Below are 16,969 nucleotides of genomic sequence, written 5' to 3' on the forward strand. Positions count from 1 at the left end.
GGATCGGTTTTTGTCTCAACCTGGCTGGAGCGCCACCTTGCGGGAGACCGCGACGAGCGAGGCGCCCAGCAAGGCGGCCAGTGCGGCGAACATGAAGACGCCGGCAGGCCCCTGCAGTTCGACGATAAGGCCGCCGAGGATTGCTCCGGTGGAGATGGCGATCTGGAATGTCGTTAGTGTCGCCGCCCCGGCGCCTTCCGCCTCGTCGCCGGCGGCCCGGCTGATGAAGGACTGGACGCTGACAGGGAGTGCACCGAAGGCGAAACCCCAGGCTGCCGTGGCTGCGGCGGCAATCGCCGGCAGCATGCCGGCGACGGCGAGCAGGAGTGCGGTGGCGGCAATGCCCGCCGCTGCCAGCGTCATCGACAGGCGCGTGTTGCGTTCTGCCATGAAGCCGCCGGCGATATTGCCGAAGAAGCCACCAATACCGAACGCGAGCAGGATCGCGGTGATCATTTCGACGTCGAAACGCGGTACTTGCTCAAGATAGGGGCGAATGTAGGTGAAGCCGGCAAAATGGCCGGTCACGACCAGCAGGATGGTGGCAAGTCCCAGCCGGATAGCCGGGCGCCTGAGAACCCGTGCGATCGTGGCCAGACCAGTGGTCCCGATCGGCGGTAGCGACGGAACGGTCAGTGCCTGGACGATAAAGGTTACAACCCCGACCGCGGCTGCCAGCAGGAAGGCATAGCGCCAGCCGAGCGTCGCACCTATCCAGGCGCCAACGGGTGCGGCGCAGACCGTCGCGATCGAGACGCCTGACATCACGATCGCCATGGCGCGCGGCATCAGTCTGCCGGGAACCAGCCGCATGGCCAGCGCCAGCGACATCGCCCAGAAACCACCAAGCGCGACGCCGAGCAAAACGCGGGCCGCAAGCAGGAAAGGAAGGTTCGGCGCAAAGCCCGCCATCAGGCTCGATACAACCAGCAGGCCCGTCAAGGCCAGAAGCACCGTGCGCCGGTCGAAGCGGCCTGTGTAAACCACGATCGCCGGGCCGGCGACGGCTGCAACGACCGCAGTGGTGGTCACCGACTGCCCGGCGGCTCCGACGCTGACCCCGAGATCCGCCGACATCGGCGTCAGCAGGCTTGCCGGCAGAAACTCCGCCGTTACCAGGCCGAAAACCCCAAGTGAAAGGGAAACGACAGCGCCCCATCGGGCTCTGCTCTGCTCGTCCGTCGGGGCACCTGATTTCGTCACGACGCCATCCATGATTTTTATCTCCGCGATTGTTGATGACGAAGGTAGGCGTGACCATCCGGAGTTTCTATGCTAGAAAATCCAAAAGACTGTGCCGTTTGTCCAAACTTTTGGAGCGCCTTGTGAGCGATGCGTTGACCGAAATCCTGCGTGGGCTGAGGCTCGACGGTGTCGAATATGGGCGTTGCCAACCCTGTGCGCCCTGGGCGACGGCCTATCCGGCGCAGCAGCCGGCACGGTTCCATTTTCTCGCTGCAGGCTCCGCCCATCTTCAGGCACCGGATGGTGAATGGATAGAGCTCGCCCAGGGCGATGCGGTTCTGTTGCCGAGGGGCGACGCGCATGTGCTTGCCAGCAAGCCGGGCATTCCCGCCGTTTCGATAGCCGACTTGCCGCGGCGGCAGCTGTGTGACGGCATCATCGACGTGCAATGCCCCTCGACGGATAGCAAGAACCTCCTCTTCTTTGCGGTGATGCAGTTCAACGTCGATCGTCTGCACCCTCTCCTGCAACTGATGCCCGCTGTCATGCGCACCAGCGATCTTGCCGCGAGCGAACCTTCCATACCGGCACTGCTCGATGCCATGATGCGGGAAGCCGAAATGCAGCGCGTCGGCTCGGGCGGCATTCTCTCACGGCTTGCCGATGTGCTCACGGCAACGCTCATTCGAACCTGGGTGGAGCATGGCTGCGGCACGGCCACGGGCTGGCTGGCGGCCGTGCGCAATCCGGAGCTCGGACGCGTCCTTGCAGCTATCCACCTTGAACCTGCGCGGGATTGGAGCGTACCCGAACTGGCAAAGCTCATGGGGGCATCGCGGTCGGGCTTTGCCCAGCGTTTTGTCGACACCATGGGCGAGACGCCGGCTCGCTACGTCGCGCGCATGCGAATGCACCAGGCGCATCAATGGCTGCAGGAAGGGCAGCGCGTGGCTCTTGTCGCGGGCCGCCTCGGCTACGATTCGGAGGCCTCGTTCAGTCGCGCCTTCCGCAAGATCATCGGGGCACCACCGAGCCATTACCGAAACAAGACCTCGGCCAGGGGGCAACTGGCTTCCTGAGACGATCCGATAGTCCCTCGATTCAATCGGCCATACCTGCAGCAGGAGTGCTTCGCGCGCGGCCGCTCGGGCGGGTGCATGCCGGTCACCCGCCTGAACGCGTGGTCGAAGCTGGATTTTGTCAGGAAGCCGATGTCGCAGACGAGAGTGGCACGGCGATATCGGTTCCTTTCAGGAACCGGCAGGCCTCCGGGATCCGGAAATCGTTGACATATTGCGAGCGTTGTTGTCGCAAAGGCTGTTGACGGCGCGTCAGGTGTCGCGCAAGCGACGCACCTTGACTTGCAAGCACTTAGCAATAGACTCCAAGCTACGAAGTATCGGGAAAGGGAGGCCATCTATGAACATAGACCTCTCGCGGCGCAGCTTCCTGAAGCTGGCCGGAGCGGGTGTTGTGGCAACTTCCGTCGGAGCACTGGGCTTCGGCGAATCCGAGGCGGCAGAAATCGCGCATGTGCGTGCTTTCAAGCTGAAGACCACGACCGAGACCCGCAACACCTGTCCGTACTGTTCCGTTGCCTGCGGCGTCATCATCTATTCGAAGGGGGACCCTCGAAAAGGCGAGACGGCGGACATCGTCCATATCGAGGGTGACGCCGATCACCCGACGAACCGCGGGACGCTCTGTCCCAAGGGGGCGGCGCTCAAGGACTTCGTCAAGTCGCCGACCCGGCTTCAATATCCGATGCTGCGCAAGCCCGGCTCCGACAGCTTCGAGCGGATCTCCTGGGACGATGCTCTCGACCGCATTGCCCGTCTGATGAAGGACGATCGCGATGCGAACCTGCTTGCGGCAAACGCCAAGGGCGTTCCGGTCAATCGCTGGACGACCGTCGGCATGCTGGCGGCGTCTGCAACAACCAATGAAACGGCCTGGGCGACCTTCAAATTCGCCAAGAGCCTGGGAATAGTCGGTTTCGATAATCAGGCACGCGTCTGACACGGCCCTACGGTGGCGAGTCTCGCCCCAACATTTGGCCGTGGAGCAATGACCAACTCCTGGACCGACATCAAGAACACCGACCTCGTCGTCGTCATGGGCGGCAATGCGGCGGAAGCCCATCCTTGTGGCTTCAAATGGGTTACGGAAGCCAAGGCCCATCGCGGCGCGAAGCTAATCGTCGTCGATCCGCGTTACACCCGCACCGCATCGGTCTCGGACTATTACGCGCCCATCCGCCAGGGAACCGATATCGCGTTCCTGAACGGCGTCATGAAGTATTGCATCGACAACGACCGGGTGCAGTGGGAATACACCAAGGCTTTCACCAACGCAGCCTATCTGGTGAAGGACGGCTTCGCCTATAAGGACGGTCTCTTTACCGGTTACGATGAGGAGAAGCGCGACTACGACCGTTCGACCTGGGACTATGTGATTGGCGACGACGGCTTCGTCGTCACCGATCCGACACTGCAGAACCCCCGCTGTGTCTGGAACCTGCTTAGGGAGCATCTGGCGCCCTATACGCCCGAAATGGTCGAGCGTATCTGCGGAACGCCGAAGGAGAAATTCCTCAAGGTCGCCGAGATGATCTCGGAATGTTCGACGCCGACAAAGACGATGACGTCGATGTATGCCCTGGGCTGGACCCAGCATTCGCACGGCTCGCAGAATATCCGCGCCATGGCCATGCTGCAGCTGATCCTCGGCAATATCGGCGTGCGCGGCGGCGGCATGAACGCTCTTCGCGGCCACTCCAACATCCAGGGCCTGACCGATCTCGGCCTCATGTCGCACCTGCTCACCGGCTATCTGACGGCGCCGACCGAGGCGGACGAGAATTTCGAGACCTACATGTCGACCCGGCAGTTCAAGCCGCTTCGACCGGGCCAGACCAGCTACTGGCAGAACTACCGCAAGTTCATGGTCTCGTTCCAGAAAGCCATGTGGGGCAATGCCGCACGGGCCGACAACGACTGGGCCTTCAACTACCTCGCCAAGCTCGACGTGCCATCCTACGACGTCTTGCGCATGTTCGAGCTGATGCATGCAGGCAAGGTCAACGGCTACCTCTGCCAGGGCTTCAATCCGCTGCTCGCCTTCCCCAACCGTGCCAAGAACACCAGGGCTCTCTCGAACCTGAAGTGGCTCGTCACCATGGATCCGCTGGAAACGGAGACGGCGCGGTTCTGGGAAAACCATGGCGATTTCAACCCGGTCGATACGGCGTCGATCCAGACGGAAGTCATCCAGCTGCCGACGACCTGTTTTGCCGAGGAGGACGGCTCGCTGACGAACTCCGGCCGCTGGCTGCAGTGGCACTGGGCCGGCGGGACGCCGCCGGGCGAAGCCAAGCACGATACCTACATCGTCGCCCAGATCTTCCTGAGAATGCGTGAACTCTACCGGACGGAAGGGGGCGCCTTCCCCGATCCGATCCTGAACCTGTCGTGGGACTATGCCGACGAGAACGAACCGACGGCCGAGGAGCTTGCCAGGGAAATCAACGGTCGGGCCCTGACGGATGTCATGGACACGACCGATCCGACCAAGGTTCTCGTGCCGGCCGGAAAGCAGGTGGTGAACTTCTCGCAGCTTCGCGACGACGGCTCGACCATGTCCGGCTGCTGGATCTATTCCGGCTGTTTTAACGAGCAGGGCAACAACATGGCTCGGCGGGACAATCAGGATCCCGACGACACTGGAACCTATCTCGGCTGGACCTTTGCCTGGCCGCTCAATCGCCGCACACTCTACAATCGCGCCTCGGCGGACCTCGAGGGCAAGCCCTGGGATCCGAGCCGCAAGCTGTTGGAATGGGACGGTGCCAAGTGGACCGGCTATGACATCCCCGACATTGCCCCGACGGCCAAGCCCGGAGATGTCGGCCCGTTCATCATGAACCAGGAGGGCACGGCGCGCCTGTTCACCCGCGGAATGATGCGCGATGGCCCGTTCCCCGCGCATATGGAGCCGTTCGAATCGCCTGTTGCCAACGTCTTCAATCCGAAGATGCGCGGCAATCCGGTCAGCCGCATCTTCGAGGATGACGCCAAACAGCTGGGGCTTTCGGACGAGTTCCCCTATGCGGCCACTTCCTATCGGTTGACCGAGCATTTCCACTTCTGGACCAAGCACAACCGCGTCAATTCGGCGCTGCAGCCGGAGTTCTTCGTGGAGATTTCCGAGGAGCTGGCGCAGGAAAAGGGCATAACCAATGGTGGCTGGGTCCGGGTCTGGTCGAAGCGCGGGGAGGTCAAGGCCAAGGCAGTGGTGACCAAGCGCATCCGGCCGCTCATCTGCGACGGCAAGCCGGTTCACGTGGTCGGCATCCCCTTGCATTGGGGCTTCACAGGTTCTGCGAAAAAGGGTTTCGGCCCCAACTCGCTGGTTCCCTTCGTCGGCGACGCCAACATCGAGACGCCTGAGTCCAAGGCTTTCCTCGTCAACATCGAGCCTTCGACGCCGCCAAAGGACAAGGAGGCCGTAGTGTGATGGATAGCCCGCGCACAGCCGTCAGCAATCCGCCGGTCCAGCCGATGGAGAGCAACCTCACGCAGCGCGATCTCGTTCGCCGCTCCGCCACGAGCGAGTTGCCGCCGCCGGAGCGGCAGCTGACGCCGGTCGCCAAGCTGATCGACGTTTCCAAATGCATCGGCTGCAAAGCCTGCCAGTCGGCCTGCATCGAGTGGAACGACACATTTCCGGATATCGAGGAGAATGTCGGGGTCTACACGAACCCGCATGACCTGACCGAAAACATGTTCACCCTGATGCGTTTCACCGAATGGGTGAACCCCGAGACGGACAATCTGGAATGGCTGATCCGCAAGGACGGCTGCATGCACTGCGCCGATCCGGGTTGTCTCAAGGCCTGCCCTTCACCGGGCGCGATCGTTCAATATTCCAACGGCATCGTCGACTTCATCCATGAGAACTGCATCGGCTGCGGCTACTGCGTGAAGGGCTGTCCGTTCAACATTCCCCGCATTTCGAAGGTCGATCACCGCGCCTACAAATGCACGCTCTGTTCCGATCGCGTCGCGATGGGGCAGGGACCGGCCTGCGCCAAGGCCTGCCCGACCCAAGCGATCGTGTTCGGCACGAAGGAGGACATGAAGAAGCATGCGGACGAGCGCATCGCCGATCTCAAATCGCGCGGTTACGCCAATGCCGGCCTCTACGATCCGCCCGGCGTCGGCGGGACGCATGTCATGTATGTCCTGCATCACAACGACAAACCGCATATCTATGCCGACCTGCCTGATGACCCGAAGATCTCCGCCGTCATCGAGGCCTGGAAGGGCGTGACCAAATATACCGGCCTTGCGGTGATGGGGCTGGCGGCAGCGGGTGCGATCCTGCACGGTCTGTTTGGCAAGGCCAACCGGGTCGAGCCTGAGGATGAGGCCAGTGCCGAGAAGCTTGTCGAGGAAGCCGAGGATCTCAGGGAGGGTGCCTGATGGCCAGGTCGAACGATCTACAGCCCGAAGACGCGATCCATCGCGGGCCGCCGGTGACCGTCGGTCGTTACGGACCCGGCAAACGCCTCAACCACTGGATTACCGCTTCCTGCCTGATCCTGCTTCTGTTGTCCGGCCTATCGATGTTCCATCCGTCGCTGTTCTTCCTGACAGATCTGTTCGGCGGCGGCCAGAACACGCGCATGCTGCATCCCTGGATCGGCGTCGTTCTGTTCGCGAGCTTCTTCATTTTCTTCGCCCAGCTCTGGCGGGCCAACCTGCCGAACCGGACCGATGCGCAGTGGGTGTCGCAGATCGGCGACGTGGTCAAAGGCCATGAGGAGCGGCTGCCCGAGATCGGCAAGTACAATGCCGGGCAGAAGTTCATCTTCTGGGGCATGGCGTTCTTCATCATCGTGCTGATCGTCAGCGGCATCATCATTTGGGATCAGTATTTCGGCGAGGCCACGCCCATCGACGTGAGGCGCATTGCCGTGCTGACCCATTCCGTTTCTGCGGTGCTGATCATTCTGATCTTCATCCTGCACGTCTATGCCGCAATCTGGACCCGCGGCACGTTGCGGGCGATGACGCGGGGTTCGGTCACCGGCGGCTGGGCCTGGCGCCACCATCGCAAGTGGCTGAAGGAACTTGCTGGACGGGGCCGGATCGATCCTGCAGAATAACGACGAAACAGCGGTGGCCGGTCGGCCCGCGAGGTGCAATGTCGATATCGTCCGTGCAGCCCGATCCCGCGATGATCGGTGGAATTCCCAAGACCACCTTCGTCTTGATGCACAACCCGACGCGTCTTTTCGGGGATCGCGCCCAGCGTTTCGAGCTGCTGGCGGAAGGAAGCCGGCTTGCTCCCTACTTACGCTTCCTTGCAGGCATCGCAGCGATCCAGAGCGACCTCCTGTCCAGTCTGCCGCCGTTGCAGCCGATTTCCGCTGATCAGCGCGAGCGGGCGCGCGACCACGCGATGCCGCCGATCGATCGCTCGGCCATGGGCGCTTCCGCCGATTGCCGGGATACGGTCCGGCAATTCCTTGCGCGTGCGGAGCAACTGGAAATGCCCGAGGTCGCGGCCGAAGCGCTTGCCCAGATCATTGCTGCCGACGAGGAGACGCTGGCGTGGATGATCGACAATATCGCCGTCGACAATCTGCCTGTCGATAGCCTTGCGCACCATCTCTTCGTTGCGGCGGCAGTGCAGATCCATGCGGCACGCCTTGCTTCAGGGCTTGATCCAAGCCGCCTCGTGCCGGTCAGCATCGGCGTCTGTCCCGCCTGCGGCGGCAAGCCCGTCGCTTCGCTCGTGGTCGGTTTCCACGGCGCGGAAGGAACCCGCTATGCCGTGTGCGCCTGCTGCTCCACCAAATGGAACGAAGTCCGGGTAAAATGTCTCTCTTGCGGCTCGACCAAGGGCATCGGGTACCGCGCCGTCGAAACCGGTGACGAGGAGGCCACGGTCAAGGCAGAGGTTTGCGACAGCTGCCACGGTTGGACGAAGATCATGTACCAGAACAGGAACCCGGCGCTCGATGCCGTCGCCGACGATGTCGGCAGTCTCGGCCTCGACGCGCTGATGAAGGATACCGGATACAAACGCGCGGGCTTCAACCCGTTCCTGGTGGGGTACTGACGGGATGGGCGGGCTTGCAGACCTTCGCACGCTGCCGTCCGTCGACCAGATGTTGAAGGCGCCCGCCGTCGCGCCGCTCATGGAGCGGCATGGCCGGGTCGTCGTGACCGAAGAGCTGCGCCTCGCGCTCGGCGAAATCCGCGAGATGGTTCGCGGCGGCGGCTTGACCCCGGATGCGGATGGCGTCGTGGCCTCGCTTATGAGCCGGCTTGAATATCGGGATCACTCCAACCTGCGTCCGCTCTTCAATCTCACGGGCACCGTGCTGCACACCAATCTCGGCCGTGCCCTCCTTGCCGAGGAGGCGATTGCTGCTGCCGTCGATGCCATGCGCGAGGCGGCGGCGCTGGAGTTCGATCTCGACACGGGCCGGCGCGGCGAGCGCGACAGCCACCTGCGCGACTTGCTTTGCGAGCTGACGGGCGCCGAGGACGCAACGATCGTCAACAACAATGCTGCCGCAGTGTTGATCGCACTGGGCACGGTTGGCGGCGGACGGCAGGCGATCGTCTCGCGCGGCGAACTGATCGAGATTGGCGGCGCGTTCCGCATGCCCGATATCATGGAGCGCGCTGGCGTTGCGCTCATCGAAGTCGGCACCACGAACCGCACCCATGCCAGGGATTATCGCCGGGCGATCGGGCCTGAAACGGCGCTGATCCTCAAGGTGCACACGTCGAATTACCGGATCGAAGGTTTCACGGCCGAAGTCTCCGGCGCCGAACTGGCGGTGATCGCGCATGAAGCCGGGCTGGTTCTCCTCAACGACCTCGGCTCCGGGACGCTCGTCGATCTCCGGCGCTACGGCCTTGGCAAGGAGCCGACCGTTCGCGAAGCCGTGGCCGAGGGCGCAGATCTCATTACATTCTCGGGCGACAAATTGCTGGGCGGGCCGCAGGCCGGCTTTATCGTCGGCCGCCGCGATCTGATCGCCGAGATCAACCGAAGCCCGCTCAAGCGGGCCTTGCGGGTCGACAAGATCCGCATCGCGGCGACAGCGGCGACGTTGAAGCTATACCGCGACCCCGATCGGCTCGCCTCACGGCTGCCCACGTTGCGCATGCTGGCGCGCCCGCAACACGAGATTCGCGCACAGGCGGAACGGCTCGCGCCCGAGGTGGCCAGGCTTCTTGTCTCGAGAGGGTATCGGGTGGAGATCTGCCACTGTTCGAGCCAGATCGGCTCGGGCGCGCTGCCGGTCGACACGATCCAAAGCGCCGGTCTCAGGATCGAGGCTGCAAGCGGCAGCGCGCTCGAAGCGCTCGCGGCACTCTTCCGCTCGCTTTCGCGCCCGATATTGGGGCGTCTGCAGGAAGGGGCGCTCATCCTCGATCTTCGGTGTCTTTCCGACGAAACCGAGTTCCTGAAAAGCCTCTCCGAGGGCGTTGGACATGCACTGGCTTGATCGTCTGACAGGGCGTATGCCCGCGGCGGCGTTAGAAGCCGACGAGATGACGCAAGCCCTGACTGCCGCCCGGAACGGCGACTACGAGACCGCCCTGCGCCTATGGGGGCCCTTGGCGCAATCCGGCGTCGCGCGGGCACAGAACAATATCGGCGCCTGTTTTGCCGAGGGGTTCGGCGTGCCGCAGGATCGGGAGCTGGCGGCCAAATGGCTGCGGCTGGCGGCCGAAGCGGGCGATCCCGTCGGCGAGCGCAACTATGCGGCCTTCCACATGCAGGGCGTCGATGGCGCGAATGGCGATTATGGTATTGCCGCCGACTATTATCGCCGCGCCGCCGAGAAGGGCGACGCGCCGGCACAGGACATGCTGAGCTGGATGCTGCTCGAAGGCGAAATCATGCCGCCCGATCCGGCCGAAGCGCGCCACTGGGCGGAACGTGCCGCCGAGGCCGGTATCGCTTCGTCAATGACCCGGCTCGGCATGCTCTATCACAACGCTTCGGGTGTCGAGCGCGACCCGGAGAAGGCCGTCCACTGGTGGCGCCGCGGCGCCATGGCGGGCGATGCCGATGCGCAAGCGATGCTCGGCGCCGCATGCCATATGGGAGCCGGCACGGCCCGCGACAGTGTCGCGGCACTCGTCTGGCTGATCCGCGCGATCAACGGCGGTAGTGCCCTGGCGCAACCTTTCATCGGGCCGGTGCGCGAAAGCCTGTCGGCCGAAGAGACAAGCATCGCCGAGAAGCGCGCCCTTCAGCCTCCTGCGGAGGAGCGGCGATGATCGTCGGAACGGCCGGCCATATCGACCACGGCAAGACCAGTCTGGTGAAGGCCTTGACCGGCGTCGATACCGATCGCCTCAAGGAGGAGAAGGCGCGGGGCATCACCATCGATCTCGGCTTTGCCTATGCGCGATTTGCCGAAACGGTCACCGGCTTTGTCGATGTGCCGGGCCATGAGCGCTTCATCCACACGATGCTCGCCGGTGCCGGCGGCATCGACTTCGCCCTTCTTGTCGTTGCGGCGGATGACGGCATCAAACCGCAGACGCTCGAGCACCTGGCCATTCTCGACCTGCTCGGCATCGAAAGGGGATTGATCGCGATCACCAAGGCCGATCTTGCCGATGCGGACCGGTTGCGAAGGCTCAGGGTCGAGATCGGCGATATGGTTTCCGCAACGGGCCTTCGCACTGCCGAGATCCTTCCCGTGTCTGCTGTCACAGGCCACGGCATCGCCGATCTGAGGGACCGCCTGGCCGAGGCCGAACGCGCTACGGTAAAAGCAACTGCAGCGGGCCGGTTCCGCCTTTCGGTCGATCGCAGCTTCATTCTTTCGGGCGCCGGAACGGTGGTGACGGGAACAGTCCTTTCCGGTTCGGTTGCGGTCGGCGACAACGTGATGATTTCGCCATCCGGGCAAGGGGCCCGCGTGCGCTCGATCCATGCCCAGGACCAACAGGCGGAGCGCGGCGTCGCGGGTCAACGTTGCGCACTCAATCTCGTGGGGGACGGTATCTCGAAGGACAAGGTCGGCCGCGGCGACATGGTGCTCGATCCCTATCTGCATGCGCCGACCACGCGCATCGATGCGGACCTGTTCGTACTCAAGGGCGAGCCGAAGCCGGTCGGAGAGTGGTTTTCCGCGCGCCTGCATCATGGCAGTGCCGAAGTCGGGGCCCGTATCGTGCCGCTGGAAAACCCCGTCGGGCCCGGCGAGCGGGCGAAGGTCCAGCTCGTCCTCGATCGGCCGATCGCGGCCGCGGTCGGTGATCGCTACATCCTGCGCGACGTTTCTGCCCGGCGCACCATCGGCGGCGGTCGACTTCTCGATCTGCGTGCGCCGCTGCGCAAACGCCGGGCACCCGAGCGGATTGCCTATCTCCATGCGGCAGGCGTCGCGCAAACGGGTCCGGCGCTTTCTGCGCATCTGCAAACGCCGCCCTATGTCGTCGATCTTGATGCCTTCGCGCGCGACCGGGCCGTATCGGCGGAAGAACTGTGCGAGGCTGTCGACCTTTGCCGCGCCATCCTGATCGAGGGCGGGCATGTGCGCCATGCCCTGTCGAAGGAGCGATGGGACGACCTGGCCAAGGACGTCGGGCGAATTCTCGCCGACTTCCATAGCGAAAATCCGGATCTGCAGGGGATTGGACGAGAGCGCCTGCGCCTGCAGGTGACGCCGCGATTGCCGATGCCCGCTTTTGTCTTCCTGCTCAGGCAGGAACAGGCCGCCGGGCGCCTCGTGCTCGAGGGAGCCTTCGTTCGCCTGCCGGGCCATGAGGTTCGCTTGAGCGAGAGCGAGGAGGCGTTGTTTGCCCGCATCTTGCCGCATCTGGAAGGCGAGGAGCGCTTTCGCCCGCCGCGTGTACGCGATCTTGCCGACTTGCTCGGCGTCGACGAACAGCAGATTCGGCGCGCGCTGAAACTATGCGCAAGGCTCGGGCGTGTCGATGAGATCAGGCACGATCATTTCTTCATCCGTTCCGCCACCGCAGAAATGGTTGAAATCATAAGGGATATCACAGGGAAGGCCGAACGGGGCGAATTTGCCGCCGGTCTCTTTCGGGATTGCGTGAACAGCGGTAGAAAGGTGGCGATCGAGATCCTGGAGTTCTTCGATCGTCAGGGAGTGACGCTTCGGCGCGGCGACATCCGGCGCGTCAATCCCCATAGACTCGACCTTTACGGTGGAGCCACGCCCGAGGCGAAGCAAGGAAGAGATTCGTCCCCGGTGGGGCGTCCGGACTTCAAATCCGGGTGGGGCAGCGAGGCTGTCTTGGGTGGGTTCGACTCCCATTCTCTTCCGCCATCGGGAGATCGCTGATGACCGATGCGCCCTGCAAGACCGACTTCGATGACTGGATCGTTTCCACCTTTGGTGAGGCTGGCGCATTCACCATGTTGTTCGTGCTGTTGGCGATCAGCGAGGCCCGGGTCGATCTCCTGCGCTCGGCCTATCTTCACGTCGTCGGCGACGATACCCGGTGGCAGGATATGATCACGCTTCTCGCCGGCGCTGGCGTCAACTGGTCCGGCGTCGTGTTTTACCGCGCCGGCCCGGAGGGTCTTGTCGAAGACCATGTCGCCAGGGGACGACTGGCCTCTCTGGTTCGCAATCTCAACAAGGACCGGTCGTTGATCCGCGAGGGTGAGTTCTTCAATGTCGACGGATTGCGGCTTTCGATCCAGGAGATCAAACCTCATTGACATAGAGCGTTTCAGGTTTGAGCGGAGAGCATCCCGCTCTCAGGTGGAACCGCTTGAAGCGGAAAGATGCTCGACAATGAAAGTGCTGGAGCGTCCTTTGTGCGTTCATCTGAACGCACAGCGCTCTAGCAATCATTCTTCTGCGCGTCCTCGGGCGCCATGGCGAGATCGAGGCCGCGCGCGGTCGGCGGCTGCCATGTCGGGGAGTCCTCACACGCACCTTGTGGACTTGTGCCGATATGGGCGCCGCCTGTTCCGCCGGTCCAGCCGGTCGAGCCGGCATTGCCGGGTGCGGTGCCATCCGCGCTCAAGCGGTCGGGCTCCGTCGCCGGATCCGCCTTTCCGGCGCTCGCAGCGCATCCGGTGTTGGCATCGTTCTCCTGTGAATGTGCAGGGATAGTCATGCCCAGGCAGGCGAGGAGGACGGCGGTGGCAAGGGCAAGCCGGGGATCGCGCATGGCATTCTCCTTCAGAGTTGCTCTACCAACGGTCGGTCCGGCCCGTTGTTCCATACCTCGGCTTTTCGCTCAGGCGCGAACCTCCACTTGCACGGGGCCGGATTGGGTTTGGCCGACGGTGCTGGCGAGCGGATAGCCCGCGCCCCGGATGGTCTTGACCAGACTGTCTGCGCTGGCGGCATCGCAGGCTACCAGAAGTCCGCCTGATGTTTGCGGGTCGGCGAGCAGAAGACGTTGCCAGTCCGGCGTACCGTCGGGCAACGTGACCTCGCCGCCATAGCTCGCCCAGTTGCGCTCCGACGCGCCGGTGACGAAGCCGTCTCGGGCAAGCGTCTCGGCGCGCGACAGGAATGGAATGTTCGCGAGTGAGAGCGACAGCGTCAAGCCGGATGCGCGGGCCATTTCGAGCCCATGACCGAGAATGCCGAAGCCGGTGACATCCGTCAGCGCATGCACATGCGGATCGGCGGCAAGTTCGGATCCGATCCGGTTGAGGAGCGTCGTCGAGGCAATCATCTCCTCATAGCAAGCCTGCGGCAGGGCCTTCTTCTTGAAGGCGGAGGAATAGATGCCGACGCCAAGACCCTTTGTGAGGATCAAGGTATCTCCCGGTTTCGCACCGCTGTTGCGCCGCACCTGTTCCGGGCGACAGACGCCGATGACAGCAAGGCCGTAGATGGGTTCGACCGAATCGATCGAATGCCCGCCCGCCACCGGGATGCCGGCCTCAGCACAGATCGAGGCGCCCCCTTCGAGGATCTTGCCGATCGTCTCAGAGGAAAGCTTGTTGATCGGCATGCCGAGGATCGCAAGCGCCAGGATCGGCTTGCCGCCCATGGCGTAGATGTCGGAGATCGCGTTCGTGGCGGCGATGCGCCCGAAATCATGCGGGTCATCCACCACGGGCATGAAAAAATCGGTGGTGGCGATGATGCAGGTGTTGTCGTCGATCTGCCAGACGGCCGCATCGTCGGCCATGTCGTTGCCGACGAGAAGCTGGGAGAAGGGTTGCATGGCCGGCTGGCTGGCAAGAAGCCGCTGCAAAACCGAGGGAGCAAGCTTGCAGCCGCAGCCACCGCCATGGGCAAGCTCGGTCAGACGGGGTTCAAGAGATGTCATGTGTGCTCCCGCGTAAAAGACTTTGCTCGTTCGACCGAATGGTCTTACCGGCAACCGATAGTTGGCAAGTTAGGACGATGTCGTGCGGGAGCAAGGCCACTTCACTGGTTCTGTGGGATATCACCGTCCGGCGAGCGGACTTGTAGCCTCATCGGCAAGGCGTGGTTGCGGCCCGATCAGGATGACCAGACGCCGGGCGCTGCAATTCGGGACATTGCCGCAGATCCTGTTCTCTGCAGATCGGGCGAGAGCCGCCGCAAGTGCTTCCGGCGACGGCAACCTTTGCCACCTTGTGGCTCGTTGCGATTGCGGCGTGCGGATAGTCGTGATCTGCGATGGCAAGATGTTGCATCCCTTCCGGCGTTGCGCCATGTGTACAACTGTCGATCGGCCGTCAGCCGAGCGGGGAAGTAACCTGTTCGCGGGCAATTGGAGTAATGATTTTGTTTTCAAGAGTTTTTCTACCTGCCCTTGCCGTCCTCTCCGTTTCAAGCGCACCTGCAGCCTTTGCATCCGACGACGTAGCGGCCTTTTATGACGGCGCCCTCTGCAACCCGCCCTATACGATGCAATCGGCAACCGAGCTCTATGACGTCGCCGAGAAGCTTGTGAAACCCGACACGTCGCTGCTGACGGCCTATGTCTACAAGCTGCCGTCCGACATCGGGCGAGATGGCTTTAGGACGAATGAGGTTGTCTTTGCCGGGAGTTCCGTCGGCGTCCTGATCGAAGGCGCCCGCGCGGACGAACTGGCGGCCCGCTACCAGCTGGAGCGCGAAGAAAGCAGCATTCTCGGCACGTCCACCAAGGGCTATGCGCGGGTTCTGCCCGATACCGAACAGCCGACAGCGGAAATGGGCGTCGTGTCGATCGTTGCGCGTGAAAGCGAAGCCATTCCGGGCAAGACATTGCTCGCATGCGAGTTCGTTTCGCATGCGGATCTGGAGGCGCTCAAAAATCTCGAAGGTGGTAACTAGCACCAGGCGATACGGCCGGCTGGCGGGCCGCCCGAGCCTAACCCGGGATGCAGGTGAAGCCGCGAAGATCGCCTGCGTCCCGTCTGCCGTGTGCGACAAGAGCATGTTAGGCTGATCGCAATATCAACAGCGCGAGGCGCGACGCGCCCGAAGGGAGATCATGTCCGGTTCGGATGGCAGTATTTTCGACTATCTCGGAATATTGGCCGTATTTCTGCTTGTTGCCGCCAACGGCTTTTTTGTTGCGGCCGAATTCTCCCTGGTTTCCGTCCGCCGCAGCCGCGTGACGGAGCTGGTGGCGCAGCGGCGAATGAACGCCAGTGCGCTTCAGCATGCTGTCGATAATCTCGACGCCAACCTGGCCGCCACTCAGCTCGGCATTACCATATCGTCGCTGGCGCTCGGCTGGGTGGGGGAGCCGGCCCTGGCGCATCTGATCGAGCCGCTCCTGAGCGGCCTGCCGATGGCATGGGCATCGTTCGGCTCGCACGCAATTGCGGTCGCGATTTCCTTCATCATCATCACCGCCCTTCATATCGTGCTCGGAGAACTGGCGCCGAAGAGCCTGGCGCTCCAGCGCAGCGAAGGCACGGCCCTTGCTGTCGTGCGCCCGCTCGGCTTTTTTCTGTTTCTGTTACGCCCGGCCATTCTGGCGCTCAACGGCCTCGGCAATCTTGTGCTTCGACTGGTCGGTCTGCGCCCCGGCACCGGCGAGACGTCGATGCATTCGCCGACCGAACTGAAGCTGCTTGTCGCCCAAAGCCAGGAGGCAGGTCTTCTCGATGTCGCCCAGCAGGAACTGGTCGAACGGATCTTCAGCATCGGCGACCGCCGGATTTCCGATTTCATGACCCCGCGCATGGAAATCGACTGGATCGATGCCGACGACACGCCGGAAGAGATCCTGCGTACCATCAGGGAATGCCACCACGAACAGCTGTTGATCGGCCGGGGCGGCATCGACTATCCCCTGGGCATGGTGCTGAAAAAGGATCTGCTCGATCAGCTGCTCGACGGCCAGACACTCGATCCGATGAAGGCGCTGAGCGAGCCCCTGGTTCTGCACGAATCGGCGCGCGTCTTCCGCGTTCTCGAAACATTCAAGACCGCGCCAGTTCGCTTGGCGATCATTGTCGACGAGTATGGCAGCCTCGAAGGCATCATCACCCAGACGGACCTCCTGGAAGCGATCGCCGGCGACCTGCCGGATACCGAGGCGAGCGATCCGGATATCGTCACCCGGTCGGACGGATCGCTGCTGATCGAAGGTTTGATGTCGGCGCACGACGCTTTCGAGCGGCTCGGCATTCATGACCGGCCAGAGGGCGATTTCCATACCATTGCTGGCTTCGCCCTGCAGATCCTCGGCCATCTTCCGCATGTCGGCGAGACCTTCGATTTCGAGGACTGGCGCTTTGAAATCATAGACATGGACGGCATGCGCATCGACAAGCTCCTGGCATCGCGCAAGGAGTGATGCCGGGTATA

General features: G+C 63.0%; 13 protein-coding genes, 1 tRNA gene and 1 pseudogene. 12 read left to right on the forward strand and 3 right to left on the reverse strand.

Annotated features, from left to right (window positions below; translation table 11 throughout):
- Positions 1 to 15: 15 nt before the first annotated feature.
- Complete coding sequence (locus ABIE33_RS15450) at positions 16 to 1,215, reverse strand: MFS transporter (RefSeq protein WP_429126359.1); 1,200 nt, start codon at positions 1,213 to 1,215, stop codon at positions 16 to 18.
- 110 nt (positions 1,216 to 1,325) lie between these two features.
- On the opposite strand from ABIE33_RS15450, the gene ABIE33_RS15455 reads away from it, so the two are divergent.
- The 10 genes and pseudogenes from ABIE33_RS15455 to ABIE33_RS15500 all read left to right on the forward strand — a co-directional run bounded on the left by ABIE33_RS15455 (position 1,326) and on the right by ABIE33_RS15500 (position 12,927).
- Positions 1,326 to 2,264: an AraC family transcriptional regulator gene (locus ABIE33_RS15455; protein ID WP_429126361.1), complete on the forward strand. Its 939-nt coding sequence runs from the start codon at positions 1,326 to 1,328 to the stop codon at positions 2,262 to 2,264.
- Between the two features lie 340 nt (positions 2,265 to 2,604).
- Entirely contained in the window at positions 2,605 to 5,700 is a 3,096-nt protein-coding gene (fdnG, locus tag ABIE33_RS15460; RefSeq protein WP_429126363.1) for a formate dehydrogenase-N subunit alpha, read from the forward strand.
- Positions 5,700 to 6,668: a formate dehydrogenase subunit beta gene (fdxH, locus tag ABIE33_RS15465; RefSeq protein ID WP_429126365.1), complete on the forward strand. Its 969-nt coding sequence runs from the start codon at positions 5,700 to 5,702 to the stop codon at positions 6,666 to 6,668. The genes fdnG and fdxH overlap by 1 nt, the downstream gene beginning before the upstream one ends.
- A complete protein-coding gene (locus ABIE33_RS15470; protein WP_429126367.1) occupies positions 6,668 to 7,354 on the forward strand; it encodes a formate dehydrogenase subunit gamma in 687 nt (228 codons plus the stop codon). Before fdxH ends, ABIE33_RS15470 begins: the two co-directional genes overlap by 1 nt.
- A 38-nt stretch (positions 7,355 to 7,392) precedes the next feature.
- A complete protein-coding gene (gene fdhE, locus ABIE33_RS15475) occupies positions 7,393 to 8,313 on the forward strand; it encodes a formate dehydrogenase accessory protein FdhE (protein ID WP_429126369.1) in 921 nt (306 codons plus the stop codon).
- 4 nt (positions 8,314 to 8,317) lie between these two features.
- Complete coding sequence (gene selA, locus ABIE33_RS15480; RefSeq protein ID WP_429126371.1) at positions 8,318 to 9,718, forward strand: L-seryl-tRNA(Sec) selenium transferase; 1,401 nt, start codon at positions 8,318 to 8,320, stop codon at positions 9,716 to 9,718.
- Positions 9,705 to 10,499: a tetratricopeptide repeat protein gene (locus ABIE33_RS15485; RefSeq protein ID WP_429126373.1), complete on the forward strand. Its 795-nt coding sequence runs from the start codon at positions 9,705 to 9,707 to the stop codon at positions 10,497 to 10,499. Before selA ends, ABIE33_RS15485 begins: the two co-directional genes overlap by 14 nt.
- A pseudogene (gene selB, locus ABIE33_RS15490) lies at positions 10,496 to 12,319 on the forward strand (selenocysteine-specific translation elongation factor); the annotation flags it as partial. The gene ABIE33_RS15485 and the pseudogene selB, both read left to right, overlap by 4 nt.
- Positions 12,320 to 12,433: 114 nt before the next feature.
- Positions 12,434 to 12,529 (forward strand) — tRNA-Sec (locus ABIE33_RS15495).
- 14 nt (positions 12,530 to 12,543) lie between these two features.
- Positions 12,544 to 12,927, forward strand: coding sequence for a hypothetical protein (locus ABIE33_RS15500; RefSeq protein WP_429126375.1), 384 nt, complete (start codon positions 12,544 to 12,546; stop codon positions 12,925 to 12,927).
- A 125-nt stretch (positions 12,928 to 13,052) separates the two neighbouring features.
- Here the strand turns inward: ABIE33_RS15500 and ABIE33_RS15505 are convergent, their stop codons facing one another.
- Both ABIE33_RS15505 and selD read right to left on the reverse strand, forming a co-directional pair.
- Positions 13,053 to 13,385: a hypothetical protein gene (locus ABIE33_RS15505; RefSeq protein ID WP_429126377.1), complete on the reverse strand. Its 333-nt coding sequence runs from the start codon at positions 13,383 to 13,385 to the stop codon at positions 13,053 to 13,055.
- Between the two features lie 69 nt (positions 13,386 to 13,454).
- Positions 13,455 to 14,504, reverse strand: a complete 1,050-nt coding sequence (selD, locus tag ABIE33_RS15510) for a selenide, water dikinase SelD (protein ID WP_429126379.1) — start codon at positions 14,502 to 14,504, stop codon at positions 13,455 to 13,457.
- 443 nt (positions 14,505 to 14,947) lie between these two features.
- Between selD and ABIE33_RS15515 the strand changes: the two genes are divergently transcribed.
- Both ABIE33_RS15515 and ABIE33_RS15520 read left to right on the forward strand, forming a co-directional pair.
- Positions 14,948 to 15,481 carry a hypothetical protein gene (locus ABIE33_RS15515; RefSeq protein WP_429126381.1) on the forward strand — a complete coding sequence of 178 codons (534 nt, stop codon included), beginning with the start codon at positions 14,948 to 14,950 and terminating at the stop codon, positions 15,479 to 15,481.
- 160 nt (positions 15,482 to 15,641) lie between these two features.
- Positions 15,642 to 16,958 (forward strand): hemolysin family protein, encoded by a 1,317-nt coding sequence (locus tag ABIE33_RS15520; protein ID WP_429126383.1) that lies wholly within the window; start codon positions 15,642 to 15,644, stop codon positions 16,956 to 16,958.
- Positions 16,959 to 16,969: the final 11 nt, after the last annotated feature.

The organism is Ensifer sp. 4252 (genome assembly GCF_050434565.1).
In the GTDB taxonomy this organism is placed as follows: domain Bacteria; phylum Pseudomonadota; class Alphaproteobacteria; order Rhizobiales; family Rhizobiaceae; genus Ensifer.